Genomic DNA, 19,773 nt, shown 5'->3' on the forward strand with positions numbered 1-19,773 from the left:
CACAAACACCTTTTTTCACTCAGAAGGACGGCTTCCCCTCTCGCCGCCCTTTGACCCACTCCAACAGCCCGACAAGAGCAACGGCAAGGAAAGATAACACGAGAGCCACCGAATAGGCGCCACGCAAATTAAAATCGGCAGCCGCCTGGTAGATATAGAGTGTGGCAGACTGGGTTTCACTAATGAGATTACCCGATACGACAATAACAGCCCCGAACTCGCCCAAGGAACGCGCCGCGGTCATAACAACCCCGTAGGCGAGACTCCAGCGAATAGACGGGAGAGTAACCTGCCAAAACGTCTGCCACGATCCTGCGCCCAGTGTATAGGCCGCCTCTTCCTGTCTCGTCCCCAAGGCCTCTAATAAGGGAACCAGTTCCCTCACCACAAAAGGCAACGTAACAAAAACGGTAGCGAGAATCATACCGGGAATTGCAAATATGACTTTTATCCCCCATAAACCAAAAAAAGCCCCAAACAAACGATTCGGACCGTAAAGCAAGACCAACATTAACCCCGCTACAACCGGAGAGACAGCAAAGGGCAAATCGACCAGGCTGTTGACCAAAGACCTGCCGGGAAACCTGTGGCGAGCCAGAACAATCGAGATCAACACACCAAAACATCCGTTAATCAAGACAACTGCCAGCGTTATTTCGATACTTACCCAAAGGGCGTGCACCGCTTCGGGCCGCATAACTTCCCTCAAAAAAGCAGCAACCCCGCCGGTGAAGGCTTCCACCAGTAAAGCCCCCATCGGCGCAAGCAATAAAATTCCGAACCACAGATAAATGAACGCTGCCACAAAAAAACGGATCAACGGCGAATCCCCCCCCATTTTTGCGCCCACCGATGCTGCAACAAAAGCATCATCAGCGAAAGGGTCAGCAAGCAGACAGACATCACCGCCGCTCCCGTGATATCAGAACTTTCCACTAAACCATAGATATACACAGACGCCACCTGCGTTTTCAGCGGAATGTTGCCGGAGACCAGCACGATCGCACCGAACTCCGCAATCGCCCGTGAAAAGGTCAACGTAAAACCGGAAAACAGACCCGGACGGATCATAGGCAGCAAGATATACCAAAAAATATGCCAGCGGCCGGCGCCAAGGGTTTTGGCCGCTTCCTCCATCTGACTGCAGCCGGCTTCTAAGAGCGGCTGCACAGTTCGTATCGAAAAAGGGAACGTTACGACCAACAGGGCCAGTAAAATCCCTGGATAGTCAAAGATTATCGCAAGTTTTTGTTCCGTTAGCCAACGACCAAACAAGCCCTGCAGCCCATATAAGCCAAGTAACATCATCCCGATCACCGCCGTTGGGATGGCCATCGGTAAATCCACCAGCGCATTCAGCAATCGTTTTCCCGGCAAATCATACCGAACCAAACCATAGGCGATGACCAACCCTGCTGCGCTATTGATCAACGCTGTCACCAGTCCGAGCGCGATTGTTAGTTTAAACGCAAACACTGCGGCCGGCGATTGAAGGGTAGTAAAAAAACCGGCCAAACCGCCGAGGGAGGCTTGCGAAAGCAATCCCCCCAGCGGAATGACCACCATGAGCAACAGATATCCAATCACCCCGCCGCGCAGCGCGAACCCGCTTATGTCCGCGATCGTTGTCGGGGTATCAGCGTTTTTACTTACCGTCCACATATTCAAGCTCCATTGTTGAGATTATGCACCCTTTTTACCTTCGACAATTTCCGTCCAAACTCCTTTTGGCCCATAGAGTTGTTCAAACACGGTATCCCAACCGCCAAGATACTGAATATCAAAAAGCCATTCCGGTTGGGGAAACTTATCTTTCGTTTCCGCGACCACCTCGGGCACGACTGGACGAAAACCATACTTGGCAAAGGCGCGTTGCGCTTCCTGGGACTGTAAGAAGGTGACAAAAGCCTCAACCGCCGCACGATTTCCATGTTTTTCTACGTTCTTATCCACTAACGCGACAGGGTTTTCGATTAGAACCGTTGCTTTCGGATAAATCACGTCATAGAGTGGTTGTTCCATGTTCCGAAGCAGCAACTCATTTTCATAGGTTACCACCACATCCCCAAGCCCTTTTTCGAAGGTGGTCATCGACTCCCGACCGCTGTTATCCATCACCTTGACATTCTTCTGAATGGACGCCAGCAGTTCCGCACCCTTATCGGGATTTTTCTTTCCCGTCTCTATTTCCGCCGTCTTTACGCCCGCGCCATAAATGGCGTTGATATCCCACATGGCGCCGCCGGAGGTGCGTGGACTGGGATAGAGGACCGTCACTCCCGGCTTGCCAAGATCCTGCCATTCACGAATCCCCAAGGGATTCCCCTTCTTGACGCCTAGCGCCACTACGGAGCGTGTAATCATCCCGGCATAGGGACGATCTTTCCAGTTGTGAGTGATCAATCCGGCCTTTCGGATCGTCTCGATATCACCTTCCAATGACAACGCGGCTACATCCGCTTCCAACCCATTGACGATGGCCCGTGCTTGAGCACCGGAACCAACATAGGATTCTTTGAAGGTTACCGTTTGCCCCGTCTTCTCTTTCCATTGTTTCTGAAAAGCCGGAATGATCTCCTTTTGGTAGGCTTCTTTGGGAACCGTATAGGCAGCAAGCATGATTTGCGTCGTTCCCTCGGCGTTCGGCGCTTCAGAATGACTGCATCCTGATAGCGTCAAAAGTAACATGCCTGCGCTAATTAACCGAAACAGCGTCTTGGCTCGTTTCATCATCGTTCCTCCAATTCATATTAGCCAATAAACCCAACAAAACTCACTACATCGCTCATGGCAAACTCGATGATTGGCACATCCTCCGGGTTTCCATCTCGTCCATGACCTGTAATGATTGTGACGGACTTGATACTTTCAGGTTTTGCAACAATATAATCACGACTTTGTTGGTAGTTGTTAAACTTAAACATAGATTACTCCACTAGGAAATCTTTGTCAACCGACATTTCTAACCCATTAGAACTTATTTTCTTGTGGTTCATATCTGAACGCATCATTCAGCTCATCAACATATACTTAAATGGGCCTGCACAGACAGACCGATCCTTTTGGGTCTCCAATCTCTTATTTGCTATTACTAAAAATCTTCATGATTAGAGCGACACAGGTTTCCGGAGTGTTCCCTTCGGTACGTACGTGAATCTCCGGCGATTCCGGCGGTTCATAGACACTGTCAATGCCGGTAAAGTTCTTGAGCGCCCCCTGCCTTGCCTTGGCATACAAACCTTTCGGATCTCGCTTTTCACACTCTTCCAGCGGTGTATCCACGAATATCTCGATAAATTCGCCTTCTGAAAAGAGCCCTCTCGCCATGCGTCGTTCTGATCGAAAAGGCGAGATAAACGAAACGATCACGATCAAGCCGGCATCAACCATCAATTTGGCCACTTCGGCCACACGGCGGATATTCTCTACGCGATCGGTCTCCGTAAAGCCAAGATCGCGGTTCAACCCGTGACGCACATTGTCCCCGTCAAGGATATACGTGTGCTTGCCTTCCGCATAGAGACGCTTTTCTAACAGGTTAGCAAGGGTCGATTTTCCAGAACCGGACAAACCGGTGAACCACAAACAGCGTGGTCGTTGTTGCTTCAATCCAGCGCGGGCTTGCTTGTCGATCTCCATGGCATGCCAGTGAATGTTGGAAGAGCGCCGCAAGGCGAAGGTAAGCATTCCGGCGGCAACGGTCTCGAAAGTGAGCTTATCGATCAGGATAAAGCCACCCAAGGTTTGATTGACATCATAGGGGTCGAATACGATGGGCTGGCTAGTCGACAGATGCACCATGGCGATCTCATTCAAGGCAAGTTGATTCGCCGCGAGTTGCGCCCCCGTGTTGATTTCTTCACGATACTTGATCCGGGTGACGGTGGCCGTGACTTCCTTATGATGAATTTTCAGCAGGTAGGGCCGTCCCGGGACCATCGGGTGCTCGGACATCCAGATGAGTTTCGCCTGGAATTGATCGGCTACTTCGGGGGGATGCTCCGCTGACGCAATCACATCACCGCGGCTGACATCCACCTCATCGAACAGGGTCAACGTGACTGCGTCACCCTTTTGCCCCCGTTCAAGTCCGCCTTGCCAGATGATGATTTCCTTCACCCGACTCGTGACGCCAGAAGGCAACAACCGCACCTCATCACCAGGGCGGACTTCACCTTCGGCGATACGACCACAAAAACCCCGAAAGTCGAGATGTGGGCGATTGACCCACTGCACGGGCATCCGAAAGGCTTGACGTTCCGAAACCGATTCAAAAGACACCGCATCCAGGTAATGCATCAACGTCGGTCCGCTATACCAGGGCGTGCGTCCGCTGGAACGAACGATGTTATCGCCTTCCAACGCTGACAAAGGAATTGCTTGAATTGTTTTAAATGTAAAAGCTGTGGCAAAATCGCGGTAATCCGCCTCGATGGAACGGAATACGCTCTCGTCGAATCCCACCAAGTCCATCTTGTTGATGGCTAACACGATATGGCGAATGCCCATCATCGCCACAATCCGGCTGTGACGCCGGGTTTGCGTGAGGACCCCTTTTCGAGCGTCAATCAGGATCACGGCCAATTGCGCCGTCGATGCGCCAGTGGCCATGTTGCGAGTATACTGTTCATGACCGGGCGTATCGGCCACGATGTAGTGCCGCTGATCCGTGGAGAAAAAGCGATAGGCAACATCAATGGTAATGCCTTGCTCACGTTCGGCCTGCAAGCCGTCGACCAATAGGGCGAAGTCAAGCTTTTCGCCCTGAGTGCCGTACTGCTTGGACTCCCCCTCTAGCGCCTCGAGTTGATCATCGAAAATGCCTTTGGATTCATAGAGCAACCGGCCAATCAGTGTCGATTTTCCATCATCCACACTCCCGCAGGTGATGAAGCGCAGGGTATCTTGGCGGCCTTGTTCCTTCAGAAAAGCGGTGATCTCTTTTGCTTGTTGGGCCGCCATCAGAAATAGCCCTCCTGCTTCTTCTTCTCCATGGAGCCGGGCTGGTCAGAATCGATCAAGCGCCCTTGCCGTTCCGAAGAGCGCGCATTAAGGGTCTCGGCGATGATCTCTTCTAACGTGGTGGCTGCACTTTCGATGGCGCCGGTCAAAGGATAGCAGCCCAAGGTGCGAAAGCGGACCATCCGCATCTCCGGCGACTCACCGGGTTCTAAGCGCATCCGGTCATCATCCACCAAGATCCATGTTCCCCCCCGCTTGACGACAGGACGTTCCTTGGCAAAGTAGAGGGGCACGATGGGGATGTTTTCCTGATAAATGTATTGCCAGATGTCCAGTTCGGTCCAATTGGACAACGGAAAAACCCGGACGGTTTCCCCCGGGCGAGTATGGGTATTGTACAGATTCCATAGTTCCGGTCGCTGGGCCTTGGGATCCCAACGGTGTCCCGGAGCACGAAAAGAAAAGATCCGTTCCTTCGCGCGGGATTTCTCCTCATCGCGACGAGCGCCCCCGAAAACGACATCGAAGCCATAGGCATCAAGCGCCTGCCGCAATCCTTGGGTCTTCATTACATCGGTGTAATAGCTGGAACCATGGTCAAAAGGGTTTACACCCTCAGTTACCCCTTCCTGATTCATATGAACAAGCAATTCCATTCCCGCCTCGGCAACCATACGGGTCCGGTGAGCGTACATATCACGAAATTTCCAAGTCGTGTCGACATGCAACAGGGGAAAGGGCGGCGGCGCGGGATAAAAGGCCTTGCGGGCCAAGTGGAGCATCACGGAGGAGTCTTTTCCGATGGAGTAGAGCATCACCGGTTTGCGGGCGCCAGCGACGGCCTCACGGATAATCTCGATGCTTTCGGATTCAAGGGAAGATCTTTTTGGCATGGTCATATAATTCTCCTAAAAGGGTTGTCTAGAAACCCCTTTAATTTTAAAGGGAAAGAAAACAAAAATTCAATATTACTACTTGGTATTTGATAGGAGCGAGTCACTGTCCCCCACTCATCGGCAATTTCCTCAGTCCTATGCGAAACCATCAATAATAACTAAGAGTTCTTCCGTTTTTCTTTGTAACAATTTCCTATCGCCACGAGTCTCCACATTAAGACGAATCAAAGGTTCTGTATTCGACATCCGAAGATTAAATCGCCAGTTGGCATACTCCACACTGATCCCATCGGTTCGATCGATTTGTCCGCCTGGTGCATAGGCTTTCTCTACCGATTCCAAGACTACTTGGGGGGAAGAAACGCGACGGTTTATCTCCCCGCTGCAAGGATATCGGTCGATCCTCTCTTGCACAAGTTCGGAGAGTGTTTTGCCTTCTCGACTCATGATATCAAGCACCAGCAACCAGGGGATCATCCCACTGTCACAATAGGCGAAATCACGGAAGTAATGATGGGCGGACATCTCGCCCCCGTAAATAGCATCTTCGAGACGCATTCTCTCTTTGATAAAGGCATGGCCTGTCTTACTTTGCACCGGAACGCCGCCGAGTTGCCTAGTGATTTCGATCGTGTTAAGGGTTAACCGAGGGTCGTGGACAATTTTCGCCCCTGGAAAACGCCCAAGAAAAGCTTGTGCCAAGAAGCCGACCAGATAATACCCCTCAATAAAATCGCCATTCTCATCAAATAAGAAGCAACGGTCAAAATCGCCGTCCCAGGCAATGCCGACATCTGCGCCATGTTTACGCACCGCTTGAGCGGTTGCATCCCGGTTCTCAGGCAATAGGGGATTCGGAATCCCGTTGGGAAATTCGCCATCGGGTTCATGGTGAATTTTTACAAACGAAAAGGGTAAATAGCGTTCTAATGCATCAATCACCGGGCCGGCGCAGCCATTTCCTGCGTTGACAACGACCTTCAAGGGGCGCATGGCAGCGATATCGACATAGGAAAGCAAATGTTGGACATAGTCTGGCATCACTTCACACACCTGCACGTTTCCCCGATGAGCACCGACAGGCTCTGCAAAGGCGCTGGTAACAACCCTCTCTTCTAACTCCCTCAACCCCGAGTCCCCACTAATCGGGCGGGCATTTGCGCGAACCAACTTCATCCCATTATAGCCTTGGGGATTATGGCTGGCGGTGATCATGATGCCGCCGTCCAACTGCCAGTGAAAGGTGGCAAAGTAAATCTGCTCTGTTCCGCACAATCCAATGTCAATGACATCGCACCCGCCGTCCAGCAATCCCTCTGTCAGCGCTTTCACCAACTCTGGGCTAGAATGACGAACGTCCCGTCCGACAGCTACTTTTTTCGCTTGAAACAGTTCCGTATACGCGCGCCCGAGCCGATAAGCAACCGTGCTATTCAGTTCTAAGGGCACTTTGCCGCGAATGTCGTATGCTTTAAATGAATTCCGTGAAACCGCTTCTACCATCTCGTCCATGATCGCACCTCTTAAAAACAGAGATTTTTCATCCGCTCCAAATATGGCACTACTGATACCTCTACTAGTGTGCTCCAAGGCTCGTCACCGGGGTGCCTTCAAATATACCAGGATTTGTTTTACACGGACTTCGGATCCACTTTCCACCTTACGCAAAATGCACCTCAGGCGTTTCAGGCTGCACGTAAATGATGTCTAAACCTGTGTAGTTCTTTATTTCCCCTCGTCGCGACTTGGCGTATAAGCCTTTGGGATCCCGGTTCAAACCCCTAATTCTAGAGTCTAGACCCCTTATTCGCCGTTTTTCGTAGGGTTTCACAAAATTATAGATACTCTACTGTTTTTCGGAACCGCCGTCACCGCCTCTTGCAGAGTCCTATACAGACCCACGTCTATCAAGGGCAAGGGCTTCGCCACGCCTTCGGCGTCCCTTGACAGACGTCGGCCTGTATAGGGTACGTCAATTAGGCGGTCGACGTCGGGCTTTGCGCTTTGGCCTGCGGGCTCCACGGTGCGGTACCCATACTACAGTGTGACAACAAAGGCGGGTACATTCCCATCCGCCAGCTGTCGACAAAACTCCGCAGGAGACATATCGTAGAGGCTGCCGTGGATTCGCCTCTGGTTGTAAAAGTCAATGTATTCTCCGACAACCTGGTAGGCGTCTTGGTAGGAGTCAAAGGCATGCTTGATGTAGCACTCGCGTTCCAGGTTTGCATGAAATGATTCGATATGGGCGTTCTTGTTCGGCGTCTTAGGGGGAATCCGTTCGTGTTCCACCTGGTATTGATCACACGTTTCCTCAAACACACGGCTGATAAACTGCGGTCCATTGTCGGTTCGCACAATTGGCTTCGTTTCTTTTTCAAAGCAGTTTCGTTTCCACAACGCTCGTTTCAGCGTATTGGCCGCGTCAGCACCTTCGCAATTTAATCCAATGTGGTAATCTACAATAGAGCGATCATAGACATCGATGAGCGACATGAGATAGAAGAAGCGATCTTCACCGGCGATGTAGCCGTATTTGATGTCCATCTCCCAGAGTTCGTTGGAGGCGGTAATGGTTCGGTTGCGCGCCAGCCGGCGCGGATGTTTGGCCTTAGCCCGCCGTTGTGGCGATAGGATATCCAACTCCTTACATAGTCGATAGGTTTTTTTGTGATTGATGACCAACTGATGCTGTTTATGGAGGCAGATCCCCAGCTTTCGATATCCGTAGACGCTTTCTTCGCCAGCGATGAGTTCCATCAGGTATTCCTTAATTTGTTCATCGCTGATTCGCTTTCCGTCTTGTGTCCATGAATACCCTGGTTGCGGCCGTCCGCCATTATATGTGCGCTCTTTCGGTTCTCTCTGTAGACGTTGGCGCCGAGCGTAGTAGGTGGCTTCGTGAATGCCGATGACACGCAAAACAAAGGCGGTGCTGGCTTCTTCCCGGACTATCCATTCATCGGCAACTTCTAGTTTTTCCGATAGCCCGGGTTCTTCTTTTTTATCAAGTCCTGCAATATTTGAATTTCTAAAGCCTTCTCACCAAGTAACTTTTTGAGCGCCATGTTTTCCGATTCCAATTGCTTAAATTCTTGTGCGGATGGCACATACGGAGCAATTTGCTTTGCATCCGCGGGTGCTTCTTGGAAGCTCTTATGTTGCGATTCACGAATCCAATAATACAGTCGTTTCGGATCGATCCCATGTCGGCGGGCCACTTGTGTTGCATTTCCCACTTCCATGGCTTCTTGGATCAGCTGCTCTTTCAGTTCTTTTGGGTATCGATTTCGTCTCATTTTCTTGTCCCCTCCATGTGTTCTCATTGTAGCCCACTGGAGGGTCTAAGCTCAAATACAATTAGGGGGCTTTATAGATCCCGTTTTTCGCACTCATCCAACGGAGTATCGAAAAGACCTCGATAAGTTCGCCCTCGACAAACACTTCCGGGCTAACCGGTGTTCTGGGCGAAAGGGGGACATAAAGGATACCATGACAATCAAACCCGCATCAGCCATCAGCTTAGCCACCTCGGCGACACGACCGATATTTTCTACCCGATCCGCCTGTCGATATTTCGTCGACCACACTGCCGCAGGTAATGAAACGCACGGTATCTTTGCAGTGTTGTTCTTCTAAGAAAAGTATGGGTCCTTTTTCCCTGTACGTTATAGAGCCGGGATGCTCCCGAATCGATAAGACGCCCTTAGCGCTTAGACGATCGCGAATTAAACGTTTCCGCGATGATTTCCACTAACGATGCCCCGTGCTTTCAATTGTACCGGTCAATGGATAACAGCCTAGGGTGTGGAAACGGACCACCCGCATTTGCGGCGTTTCGCTCCGTTCATTTGGAGAGGGGGAAAAAACCAGATCGTCTCACCCGTATGGATGTGGGTGTTGTACAAATCCAGAGTTCCGGTCGCTGTTCCTTAGAATTCTACCGGTGTCCAGCCGAACGAAAAGAAAAAACCCGCTATATGGCGCGGGATTTTTCTTCGTCGCGACGAGCGCCGCCAAAAACGACATCGAAACCTAATCGTTCTAATGCCTGGCGCAAACCCTGGTTTTCATCACATCCGTGTAATAGCTGGAACCGTGATGAAAAGGATTAATCCCCGCAACTAGGCCTTCTTGATTGACATGGACGATCACGCCCATCCCCGATTCGTCAGTAATGCGTTCGCGTTGAGCGTACATATCGCAAAATTTCCAAGTGGTGTCTACATGCAAAAGGGGAAAGGGCGGCGGCGCTGGGTAAAAAGCCTTGCGGGCCAAGTGGAGCATAACGGAAAAAACTTTGCCGATGGAGTAGAGCATGACAGGTTTAAGTGCTTCTTCTACGGCTTCGCGAATTATTTCGATGCTTTCAGATCCCGTTCTGCCAATCCAATAGAAGGCATAGCTTCCCGCCTGTCATTTGTTCGCGAGCCCTCATACTGCAATTGATAACTTATCCGGTGTTTGACTGCTAATTTACCGGTAGTAAAACTCCCTAACTGCAGCGATAACGCGATCCTGATCCTCTAATTTCATCTGAGGCCAAAGAGGTAAACTCAACACTTCCCGATGAATCGCTTCGGAAATGGGAAAGGCCCCTTGTCCGTACCCAAGAGTGCGATAGGCAGGCTGTAGATGCGGCGGCACCGGGTAATGAATCATGGTGCCAATTCCCTTTTCTCTCAAGAACGCTGCCATTGCATCCCGTTCCTTGGTTCGAATGACAAAAAGATGCCAGACTGGATCGCATTGTTCTAATGTCTCAGGTAGAATACACGGACACATGGACAATGCGTCCATGTATCGTTGAATCAATTTCTTTCGCCGTCCATTCCACTCATCAAGTAAGGGAAGCTTAACTCTTAGCAAAGCCGCTTGCAGTTCATCGAGTCGGGAGTTGTATCCCTGAACGTCATTATGATATTTTACTGCTGACCCGTAATTGCTGAGCATCCTGATTTGTTGTGCCAGCGTTTCATCATTGGTCACTACAGCGCCCGCATCACCAAAAGCCCCAAGATTTTTCCCCGGGTAAAAGCTAAAGGCAGCAGCATCCCCAAGGCTTCCCGTTTTTCTACCCTTGTACAATGCGCCATGGGCTTGGGCGCCGTCCTCTAACACCTTAAGTGCGTACCGCTGAGCCATAGAATTAATGGCGTCCATATCAGAAGCTTGCCCGTATAGATGGACAGCAATAATCGCTTTTGTCCTTTCAGTGATCGCGCTTTCTATCCGGCAGGGATCCATGTTATAGGTGCCTTCGGTTGGCTCAACCGGCACCGGAATGGCACCCGTCTGCGATACAGCCAACCAAGTGGCGATATACGTGTTGGAGGGGACAATTACCTCATGCCCCGGACCGATTCCCCAAGCCTTTAATACGAGAAATAGCGCTTCCAATCCGTTAGCTACGCCAATGCACCTTTTCGCGCCACAGTAGTCAGCAAATTCTTTCTCAAAGGCCTCGACCTCACCACCAAGGATATACCAACCAGAACTCATGACACACTGGTAGGCATGATCAAGAGCTGATTGCAACTCCTTATAAGCGTCTTGAAGATTTAGAAATGGTATGGAGTTCATCAAGAACGTACCGCCTTCAAAAATTCATTATAGTCGCGAAAATAATCCTTTTCGTCATAATAATCTGAAGCCAGGACAAGACACACAGATTGCGGCTGGAAAGAGTGTTCTGTAGCCCAGATCATAGGCGGAATGTATAATCCCTGCCAGGGATGCCCCAAAGTAACGATTTTTTGATTGTGTCCATCATCCACAGTTACCTGGAACCCACCGGATAAGCAAATCAGAAATTGATGCAATTCCTTGTGGGCATGAGTGCCCCGATTATTCCCTGGTGAAATATCATACAGATAAAAGATCCGTTTTACCGAAAAAGGGATTTGCCTTTCATTCTCAATAGCAGTTAAACTGCCTCGCTGATCGGTAAATTTCGGCAATTCAATGAGTCTGCAATCATGGATCGTCATTGCCCGCCTCCTACCTTTGATAATGTATCTACTTAGACCGAACGTAATCGGAATAGATACAAATACAACCAATAAAGGAGTGATTAACTCATGTAGCCCTAATATCTTTATAAAAAAGTTCACCAATGCCAAATTTATAAAGTACTGCACGATATAAACGACAGGATATTGAAGAGCTTTTTTTAGTTCTATCCTTCTTTTGAATACATACTTTGAATTTAAAAAGTAAGATATAAAAATACCCACTCCATAGGAGATAGAATACGCAAGATTGTAGTTAAAAAACAGGAGCAGGGATGCATACATTAGGTAACCCAATAGAGTATTTATGCTACCCGCAATTATAAACAAAATGTATTCTTTCTTAATATATTTCATCAATGACTGACTCAGGTCTGTTATTAACTTCATCAAAAACACGCCACAAATATTCTCCTATAATCCCCAGCATAAACATAATTATCCCAAGTAAAAACGCCATCAATGACGCTAGGGTAGCAAAACCAGGGACATCCTTTTCTCCAAACAATGCGCTAACTACAATTAAAGTTCCATAGATACAGCTAAGAAATGATACAGTAATACCGCCAATCGACATAAATCGTATCGGAACAATCGAAAAACCTAAAATTGAGTCAATAAAAAATTTTAACTTTTTCAAGAACGTCCAGCGCGATTTACCATACTTGCGTTCACGACGGGTATATTCGAGTACACAGGGCTTGAATCCTAGGGAATAAGAATACAGACTTGGGTTAATGTTTTTCGCACATTTCTGCATATAAGGTAAGAAGGCTTTATCCATCAAAGCAACGTCAAATCCACCTTTGGGAAAGTCTTTATATACAATTTTACGTAATACTCGGTAATAGAAGCGGGCAAAAAGCGTAGTCAGAAACGGATCTTGACGTGCTTCACGTACTGCAATCACATACTTGTGACCTTCAAGCCATTTACGTACCATCTTTAATATAAGTTCAGGCGGATCCTGTAAATCAGCAGCGAGAACAATGAAACAGTCTCCTGTTACAAACCGGTATCCCGTTTTGGAAGCATGTACAGCACCGAAGTTGCGTGATAGTTTAATTATTTTAGTTTTTTCCCTTTTTAACTTAATCGTCATTAGTTCTTGCAAAGATCGATCAGTTGAACCATCATCAACAAAAATCAGTTCCAGTTCCAGTTCCAGCTTATTAAGTTCTTTTTCAATTTCAACTAATTCGTCATATAGGTACGGTAAGGAACCTTCATTGTAATATACCGGTATAATAATCGATAGTTTTTTCATACAATAGCCTTCCTAATTAGTTCTGATGATTTATCATCGATCCTAATTTCGTATTGATCATGCACCACGGCTCGTGCTCCAAATCCTTCCTTTTGTTCAATTAGCCCCTGATTTAATAGGAGCCCGTTTTTTTCATTCGAAATACCAAAATCGAAAAAGGGTTTTTGCCTGTAGTACTCGTTGATAAGAAAATCAAAGATTAAGTCCAAAGCGCCCATATTCTTACCCTCTCCAGTTGATGCAATGTACTGTACATGCCCAACAAGATCGCTTTCGTACATAACCACCCCAGCTAGCATCTCTGTCTCCTTATAACAAGCAAATAATTTGATGTTTTCAGGAAAACGAGATGCCAACATCGTGATCTCAAAAAGACTATGAACAGGTTTCGTTTGATATTTAGACATAAGTAATTGCTCCAATATATTCCAGTAACGAGTAAAATCATATGTTTCTTCAACAAACAAACCATTTTTTTTAGCTACCTTAATTTTCCGTCGGCGCCTCTCTTGAAATTGAATTTTATTGCGATCATTTATAATCGTTAAGACATCACGTCTAAGAAGTTTAGCGTTACATAAAAAAAGGGCATATCTATCCTCTTCAGAAGGAAGTTTATGATATATATATGGAATGGTCTTGTAAACTAATTTCTCAATTTTGTGTGCACATAAATAGTCCAAAACACTTGCAAATACCTCTAACATTACAGTAGTTGTCATTGATACATCAGTAACAAAACCACCATAAGTCAATCCGCCGTGAGAACAGATAGTGTTTTGGAACAAGTTCGCTGGTAAAAGTGCACGAATTTTTCCTTTGTCATCAGACACAATTAACGAGAAGTCTTCAAAACGATCGCAATGATAATCCATATATTCTCGGCAAATTAGAAATGTTCCGTTTTTGCTGTTATTACAAACAAAATCGTTCCAAAGACGATAAGACTGTGGGGTATACCTGCTTATAGTTATCTGCATTCCACAAGACCCCAATCTAGTAACCATTTATTTAGTGAATGAAATCTAATGTTTTAATCTTGTTCGAGAATCGCATAACCAAAACCAGTGGCTCCATGCTGATTCCCATTATAAAACATATACCGATTTCCTTTTATGTCAACGACACAAGGATAACAAACCATTTCAGAATCCCAACCTGATTCTGACCGATTAATGCCGACTTTATCATCTTTCCGTTCCCAAGTATAGCCGTTACTAGATTCGGCATACCCGATCCTATAGGGCTGCGTTTTGGAACGTATAGAATACCACATCCTATATTTATCTCCATCCTTTATTACCCACGGACGCCCAAAACCGAATTCATCATCGTTTTGAAAATTAATACAAATCCCCTGGTTAGCTTCCCAATTTACTCCATCCTTCGATTCGGCATGCCTTATTACATAATTTGGATAAACCTTTTCCCTAATACTGATCCAACGTAATGCCGATACATACCAAACCCTCATTCGCCCCTGTTCATTTATAACTGTTGTAGCAGAACGAATATAGGGTTCATCATTCGTCCTATCCAAAATAGGAACGCGAGAATGTTTTTTAAACTGTTGCCCGTCTTTACTAATTGCCAATCCTGCAAAGAGCATGTAGGGGATTCGTTCGCTCCGTTGCCAACCAATATAATATAATAATTTTTTATCATTAACCGTAATAATACATGAGGGGTTTACACCACAATCATCAAATCCACCCGCTTCTCCAATATCAAGAACCGGTTCCGGTGCTATCTTCAATATCCGATTGGGATTATCAATATCCAGGTCAATATATCCTATTCTGCCATACCTTTTTTTATCAAGCGACGCGAAGTATACTCGAATATAGGAATTATCAACTACATCTACAGTAGGCAAATGCGTGTATAAACACTGGTTCCACCAGTAATCTCCGGAAGGCGCATATATTAACCCTTTCTTTTTCCACTTCAAGATGATTACTCCTTTACGCCATACATGCGTAGTGCCACTTGAGGGGTTATTTCTCCATACTTTCCTCGCACAATAGAATTACTTTCTATACTTTTCGCAACGAGTGCGTTTGCTCCAATCAAACAATCATCTCCAATGGACATATTATTGGCTATGGTCGCATTAACTCCGAGAAAACAGTTTTTACCAACATTAACAAAACCAGAAACCACTACGTGTGAGGAGAAAAAACAGTTTTCTCTAATCACAGAGTGATGACCGATATGGTTACCGCTCCAGAGCACTACGTTATCACCTATGGTAACGAAAGGTTGGATAACATTGTTTTCAAAGATAAAACAGTGTTCTCCAATCTTACAGTTCCGCCATACAAACGCATGGGGACTGATGTAGGAGGCCATCGCAAACCCTTTTTCCTTCGCGGCTTTGTACAGGCGAGTCCTTAATCGATTTAGCTGGGTATAGACGATGGCTACAAAGACAAAATAGTTCTCCGGTGGGTAATCACGTTCCAACTCTTCAAAGGGTACGATAGGAAGACCGAGCATGGACTCCTTGATAATGTATTCCTTTTCAACTGAAAAAGCGACTACCTCATACTCTGAATCATAGGTAAAATACTCATAGGCTACTTCCGCAAATGCGCTGTCACCAACGATTACCAGTTTCCGTGTTTTCTCTATCATCCCAACCAATCCTTTACGGTTTCTTTATTAGGAAATCTTCCCTGCGATTGGCCATGGGCAAATTGTCAGCCTGCGGCATCAGGTAAGCATCACAGCCGAACATCCGGCATCGTTGCATTAGAGAAAACAGCACTGAATCGTCCACTTCTCCAAAATCGATGGTGTTGTAGCGAACTTCAGGAGTGTCGTTTCGTCCGGTAAAATTTCGATGAAAAGCAACACCCGTTGGTGAACTAAAAAAACGTTTTCGCTTTGATATATTGGGGATATCTCCAATCAACATTTCGCCGTTATTGCACAGTAAAGAAATAGCGCTATCCAAAAAATCAAATGGGTTCATCTCGGCGAAGACGTAATGAAAGACACTGTAGGTTAAGATGACATCTACTTTTTCCACATACTCGCTTATGAACTGACGGCATCCGGCAGGAAAACAAGCTGGAATTTTTTTAATAAACGGTTCATCCGGAAGCAACTGGAGCATTTCTTCTGAATCAATAAGGATCAACTTATGTCCGCGATTTCGGCACTGCTCGATTAACATATACGGAAGTTCGCTGCAACCAGGCCCGATATCCAATACCGTTTTTTCATTTTTGGCTAAGTTGGGTAATTTGCCAAGAATATCAATAAAAATATCCTCTTCCTTTCCCTCCCGATATGAGTTGGGAAAACCGATGCGCTCATAGCGGGTTAAGGATGGATCACAGGCTAATTCCCGAAAGCCCTCGAAAGTAAGGTTTCGAAACCGTGTAAGATCTTCGCTTCCCATAGTATTCCCCCATCTATCCGTTTACACGTTTATCTGTAGCGAAGGATACCACATCCCCGATCCGATTACTTCCTTTAAAAACTGCAGTCCCAGGTTCCCAACCGAAGGCCTCTTCTAAGCTAATGTTAAAATTAATAGCCGTCATTGAATCCCAGTTCGGAAGTTCTTCTAGCGTCAATTCATCGCTAAGTTGTTCTTTTCGAAAATCCGTCTCAATCAGTTGAACAGCCTGAAAGACTTTGTTACGGATTTCTGCTATATGCGGATGGCCAATGCTCCCCATGATAAACCTCCTCCAAATGCGACCATGACGACAATATCTCCTTTTGAGAAGCGGCCTTCCCGGCGCGCTTCATCCAGGGCGATTAAAGTGGACGCCCCGGCGGTATTGCCATACTTGTCCAAGTTCACATAAAAACGTTCAAAAGGGATGTTCGTTCGATGCGCTAACTCTTTTAGAATATTAACATTGGCTTGATGAGCAATTACACAACTCACGTTGTCTTTTGGTATATTTGCCTGCTCCAAGCATTCGAGTATCGCCTGGGAACCCTGTGTCACGGCGAACTGGTAAACCGCTTTGCCGTTCATATAAAAGTAATAGTCCTTTGCTTCTGTAACTTGCCAAGCCGGCTTCATGCTACCGCCTGCCGGGATCTGGATCACATCGACGCTTTTTCCATCGGTTTTTAGATTCCCTGCGAGGATACCTCTATCATTTACTTCAAAGCGTCGTTTTAATAGTACAGCGCCAGCGCCATCCCCAAAATAGGGGAAGGTGGAGAAGTCTTTGGGATTTAAGAAGCGCGTATAGATTTCAGCGCCAATCACTAATACACGCTGACAGATTCCGCTGCGAATCAACGAATCGCCTACAGTCATGGCAAATATTCCACCACTGCACACGGAGTTGACATCGAAGGCAAATGCCTTATCCGCCCCCAACAATGCTTGAACCCGGGCGGCTGTGGCGGGTTGGAGTCGGTCCGGCGAGGAAGTGGCCACTATTAGCGCATCCAGCGCCCCTGGGCTCTCACCGGCATCAGCCAGCGCCGCCAGGGCTGCGCGAAAAGCCAAATCTGACGTGGCATCCCTCGGATCGGCTACTCTGCGCGATGATACACCCGTTTTTTCCCGGATCATCTGCAGCGCATGAGAAGGAAACTGCGTTAATTCTTCATTTTTGACTTCTCGTTCTGGAAGATAACTGCCTGTGCCTGCAATCCAAGTTGCGGCCATGGTATCAATCCCCTTGTCTACCAAACTTCGGCAAGTTCATTAGATAACGGCCGTAACTGTTCTTTTTCATAGTCTCCGCAAGGCGTTCCAGTTGTTCCGCGTCAATTAGACCTAAATTAAAGGCCACTTCCTCGGGACAACATACTTTTAACCCCTGCCGCTGTTCAATTGTAGCCACATAGTTAGCCGCTTGCAGAAGCGTCTCATAAGTTCCCGTATCAAGCCATGCAATACCTCGTCGCAACTTTTCTACGCGCAATTGATCACGCTGTAAGTATACTTTATTAAGATCTGTAATTTCAAGTTCCCCCCTGCTTGAAGGGGTTAATTCCCTGGCAATATCAGCCACATTGTGATCGTAATAGTAAAGACCAGTTACCGCATAGTTCGATTTGGGTTCCAACGGTTTTTCTTCTATGGAGCATACTTTGCCATCTACGTCAAATTCAACGACACCGTAGTCTTCCGGATTTTTCACCCAATAACCAAATACGGTTGCGCCCTCCGACTGGTTCGAGGCCCGAAGAAGGTAATCATTCAACCGGTGTCCGTAGAAAATATTATCCCCAAGGATCAACGCGCAACCATCGTTACCAATGAAATGACGTCCAATGATGAATGCTTGTGGCAAACCGTCTGGTCTCTCCTGCACCTCATAACTGATATTAATCCCCCACTGACTGCCATCGCCTAACTGCGTCTGGAAAGCTTCACTATCACGGGGTGTTGTAATGACCAGAATATCGGTGATTCCGGACAGCATGAGCGTCGTTAAGGGATAATAAATCATTGGCTTATCGTATACGGGCATTAATTGTTTACTGATGACATGGGTCAACGGATATAAGCGAGTACCCGATCCGCCTGCAAGAATTATTCCTTTTCGAATCAAGCCACATAACCTCCTTTAAATAGTTGGTCTAACAATACGAATAACTAGGTTCACTTTTGTTACTTTCTAGATATGGCCTTGTCAATCCACTCGCTGTTCTCCATATACCAACGAACCGTTTTCCTTAATCCAGAATTAAAAGTTTCTTTCGGCGCCCATCCAAGTTCAGTCGATATCTTTAACGTATCGACGGCATACCGAAGATCATGACCGGGACGGTCATCCACAAAGGTGATCAACCTGCGCAACTCTTCCGTATCACATCCGCTTTCCTCAGCAACAATCTGGCAGATCGACTCGACTACATCGATGTTCTTCATTTCACAGTTTCCACCGACGTTGTAGGTTTCGCCAAGTCTTCCCTCAGTCATAACCAACCAGATAGCCTCACAGTGATCATCCACGTACAACCAGTCTCGCACGTTTTTTCCGTTACCATATACAGGAAGTGGTTTTGATGCTAGGGCATTTAGGATTATCAAAGGAATTAGTTTTTCGGGAAACTGCCGAGGTCCGTAGTTGTTTGAACAGTTCGTGAGCTTCACAGGAAGATGGTACGTCTTATGGTAAGCTTTAACTAATAGATCACTAGAGGCTTTTGACGCCGAGTAGGGGCTACTCGGATCGAGCCGGGACATTTCTGTAAACAAGCCAGTTTCAGAGAGAGAGCCATATACTTCATCGGTACTGATGTGATGAAAGATCTTCCCCTCTGCTACAGTCTGCCAAAGCTGACGACACGCCTCTAATAGGTTATAGGTCCCTAAGATGTTCGTTTTAATAAAAGCCCCCGGTGTCAGGATGCTACGATCAACATGGCTTTCCGCCGCAAAATGAACAACTGTGTCCGGTTTATACTGTTCGAAGACCCGATGAACCGTCAGCGCATCAGCTATGTCACATTGGACAAAGTCGTAATTGTCTAAACTCTCGATTTCTTTTAGGTTGTGCAGGTTTGCTGCATACGTAAGTTTATCAACATTGATAAAGCGAATGTCGGGATACCTTTTCACCATCATATTAAGAAAGGTCGATCCAATAAAGCCAGCTCCACCAGTGACCAAGATCGTTTTCATAAATGTTACTTTCCTCTCTGG

The 19,773-nt window shown here is 47.0% G+C and carries 22 protein-coding genes and 2 pseudogenes; all 24 read right to left on the bottom strand.

Translation table 11 applies throughout. The annotated features are described in order from the left end of the window. Nucleotides 1-19 precede the first annotated feature (19 nt). Nucleotides 20-820, bottom strand: a complete 801-nt coding sequence (locus GTO89_RS08535) for a sulfate ABC transporter permease (protein WP_235920335.1) — start codon at nucleotides 818-820, stop codon at nucleotides 20-22. Then, nucleotides 817-1,662 (bottom strand): ABC transporter permease, encoded by an 846-nt coding sequence (locus GTO89_RS08540; RefSeq protein WP_161261658.1) that lies wholly within the window; start codon nucleotides 1,660-1,662, stop codon nucleotides 817-819. The genes GTO89_RS08535 and GTO89_RS08540 overlap by 4 nt, the downstream gene beginning before the upstream one ends. A 21-nt stretch (nucleotides 1,663-1,683) precedes the next feature. Beyond that, a complete protein-coding gene (locus GTO89_RS08545) occupies nucleotides 1,684-2,730 on the bottom strand; it encodes a sulfate ABC transporter substrate-binding protein (RefSeq protein ID WP_235920336.1) in 1,047 nt (348 codons plus the stop codon). A gap of 20 nt (nucleotides 2,731-2,750) precedes the next feature. Next, nucleotides 2,751-2,924, bottom strand: coding sequence for a hypothetical protein (locus GTO89_RS08550; RefSeq protein ID WP_161261659.1), 174 nt, complete (start codon nucleotides 2,922-2,924; stop codon nucleotides 2,751-2,753). A gap of 154 nt (nucleotides 2,925-3,078) precedes the next feature. Further along, nucleotides 3,079-4,962, bottom strand: coding sequence for a sulfate adenylyltransferase subunit CysN (cysN, locus tag GTO89_RS08555; protein ID WP_161261660.1), 1,884 nt, complete (start codon nucleotides 4,960-4,962; stop codon nucleotides 3,079-3,081). Further along, complete coding sequence (gene cysD, locus GTO89_RS08560; protein WP_161261661.1) at nucleotides 4,962-5,861, bottom strand: sulfate adenylyltransferase subunit CysD; 900 nt, start codon at nucleotides 5,859-5,861, stop codon at nucleotides 4,962-4,964. The genes cysN and cysD overlap by 1 nt, the downstream gene beginning before the upstream one ends. Before the next feature lie 132 nt (nucleotides 5,862-5,993). Next, on the bottom strand, nucleotides 5,994-7,370 hold the full coding sequence (locus tag GTO89_RS08565; RefSeq protein WP_328793882.1) for a phosphohexomutase domain-containing protein: 1,377 nt from the start codon (nucleotides 7,368-7,370) through the stop codon (nucleotides 5,994-5,996). A gap of 148 nt (nucleotides 7,371-7,518) precedes the next feature. Continuing rightward, nucleotides 7,519-7,689: an adenylyl-sulfate kinase gene (locus tag GTO89_RS17950; protein ID WP_407929491.1), complete on the bottom strand. Its 171-nt coding sequence runs from the start codon at nucleotides 7,687-7,689 to the stop codon at nucleotides 7,519-7,521. Nucleotides 7,690-7,895: 206 nt separating this feature from the next. Beyond that, nucleotides 7,896-8,879 (bottom strand): IS3 family transposase, encoded by a 984-nt coding sequence (locus GTO89_RS08575; protein ID WP_328793890.1) that lies wholly within the window; start codon nucleotides 8,877-8,879, stop codon nucleotides 7,896-7,898. Continuing rightward, entirely contained in the window at nucleotides 8,831-9,157 is a 327-nt protein-coding gene (locus tag GTO89_RS08580; RefSeq protein WP_161261663.1) for a transposase, read from the bottom strand. The genes GTO89_RS08575 and GTO89_RS08580 overlap by 49 nt, the downstream gene beginning before the upstream one ends. A gap of 93 nt (nucleotides 9,158-9,250) precedes the next feature. Next, entirely contained in the window at nucleotides 9,251-9,376 is a 126-nt protein-coding gene (locus tag GTO89_RS17820; RefSeq protein WP_328793883.1) for a hypothetical protein, read from the bottom strand. A 458-nt stretch (nucleotides 9,377-9,834) separates the two neighbouring features. Next, nucleotides 9,835-10,178, bottom strand: a pseudogene (locus GTO89_RS18020) (phosphoadenosine phosphosulfate reductase domain-containing protein). 156 nt (nucleotides 10,179-10,334) lie between these two features. Then, nucleotides 10,335-11,441 (bottom strand): DegT/DnrJ/EryC1/StrS family aminotransferase, encoded by a 1,107-nt coding sequence (locus tag GTO89_RS08595; RefSeq protein ID WP_161261664.1) that lies wholly within the window; start codon nucleotides 11,439-11,441, stop codon nucleotides 10,335-10,337. Next, complete coding sequence (locus GTO89_RS17360) at nucleotides 11,441-11,848, bottom strand: sugar 3,4-ketoisomerase (RefSeq protein ID WP_170294447.1); 408 nt, start codon at nucleotides 11,846-11,848, stop codon at nucleotides 11,441-11,443. The genes GTO89_RS08595 and GTO89_RS17360 overlap by 1 nt, the downstream gene beginning before the upstream one ends. Nucleotides 11,849-11,878: 30 nt before the next feature. Beyond that, nucleotides 11,879-12,259, bottom strand: a pseudogene (locus GTO89_RS17960) (GtrA family protein); the annotation flags it as partial. Beyond that, nucleotides 12,213-13,136 (bottom strand): glycosyltransferase family 2 protein, encoded by a 924-nt coding sequence (locus GTO89_RS08605; protein WP_161261666.1) that lies wholly within the window; start codon nucleotides 13,134-13,136, stop codon nucleotides 12,213-12,215. The gene GTO89_RS08605 and the pseudogene GTO89_RS17960, both read right to left, overlap by 47 nt. After that, nucleotides 13,133-14,116 (bottom strand): GNAT family N-acetyltransferase, encoded by a 984-nt coding sequence (locus tag GTO89_RS08610; RefSeq protein WP_161261667.1) that lies wholly within the window; start codon nucleotides 14,114-14,116, stop codon nucleotides 13,133-13,135. Before GTO89_RS08610 ends, GTO89_RS08605 begins: the two co-directional genes overlap by 4 nt. 53 nt (nucleotides 14,117-14,169) lie before the next feature. Then, nucleotides 14,170-15,087 (bottom strand): glycoside hydrolase family protein, encoded by a 918-nt coding sequence (locus GTO89_RS08615; protein WP_161261668.1) that lies wholly within the window; start codon nucleotides 15,085-15,087, stop codon nucleotides 14,170-14,172. Nucleotides 15,088-15,092: 5 nt separating this feature from the next. Continuing rightward, complete coding sequence (locus GTO89_RS08620) at nucleotides 15,093-15,773, bottom strand: acetyltransferase (RefSeq protein WP_170294439.1); 681 nt, start codon at nucleotides 15,771-15,773, stop codon at nucleotides 15,093-15,095. A gap of 13 nt (nucleotides 15,774-15,786) precedes the next feature. Continuing rightward, a complete protein-coding gene (locus GTO89_RS08625; RefSeq protein ID WP_161261669.1) occupies nucleotides 15,787-16,545 on the bottom strand; it encodes a methyltransferase domain-containing protein in 759 nt (252 codons plus the stop codon). A 13-nt stretch (nucleotides 16,546-16,558) separates the two neighbouring features. Continuing rightward, nucleotides 16,559-16,828 carry a hypothetical protein gene (locus tag GTO89_RS08630; protein ID WP_161261670.1) on the bottom strand — a complete coding sequence of 90 codons (270 nt, stop codon included), beginning with the start codon at nucleotides 16,826-16,828 and terminating at the stop codon, nucleotides 16,559-16,561. Then, the gene (locus GTO89_RS08635) at nucleotides 16,801-17,784 is read right to left on the bottom strand and encodes a 3-oxoacyl-ACP synthase III family protein (protein WP_161261671.1); all 984 of its coding nucleotides are present in this window, start codon (nucleotides 17,782-17,784) and stop codon (nucleotides 16,801-16,803) included. The genes GTO89_RS08630 and GTO89_RS08635 overlap by 28 nt, the downstream gene beginning before the upstream one ends. Nucleotides 17,785-17,788: 4 nt before the next feature. Beyond that, nucleotides 17,789-18,676: a glucose-1-phosphate thymidylyltransferase RfbA gene (rfbA, locus tag GTO89_RS08640; protein ID WP_161261672.1), complete on the bottom strand. Its 888-nt coding sequence runs from the start codon at nucleotides 18,674-18,676 to the stop codon at nucleotides 17,789-17,791. A gap of 59 nt (nucleotides 18,677-18,735) precedes the next feature. After that, complete coding sequence (gene rfbB / locus GTO89_RS08645; protein ID WP_161261673.1) at nucleotides 18,736-19,752, bottom strand: dTDP-glucose 4,6-dehydratase; 1,017 nt, start codon at nucleotides 19,750-19,752, stop codon at nucleotides 18,736-18,738. Nucleotides 19,753-19,773 lie beyond the last annotated feature (21 nt).

This window comes from Heliomicrobium gestii (genome assembly GCF_009877435.1).
Classification (GTDB): Bacteria; Bacillota; Desulfitobacteriia; order Heliobacteriales; family Heliobacteriaceae; genus Heliomicrobium; species Heliomicrobium gestii.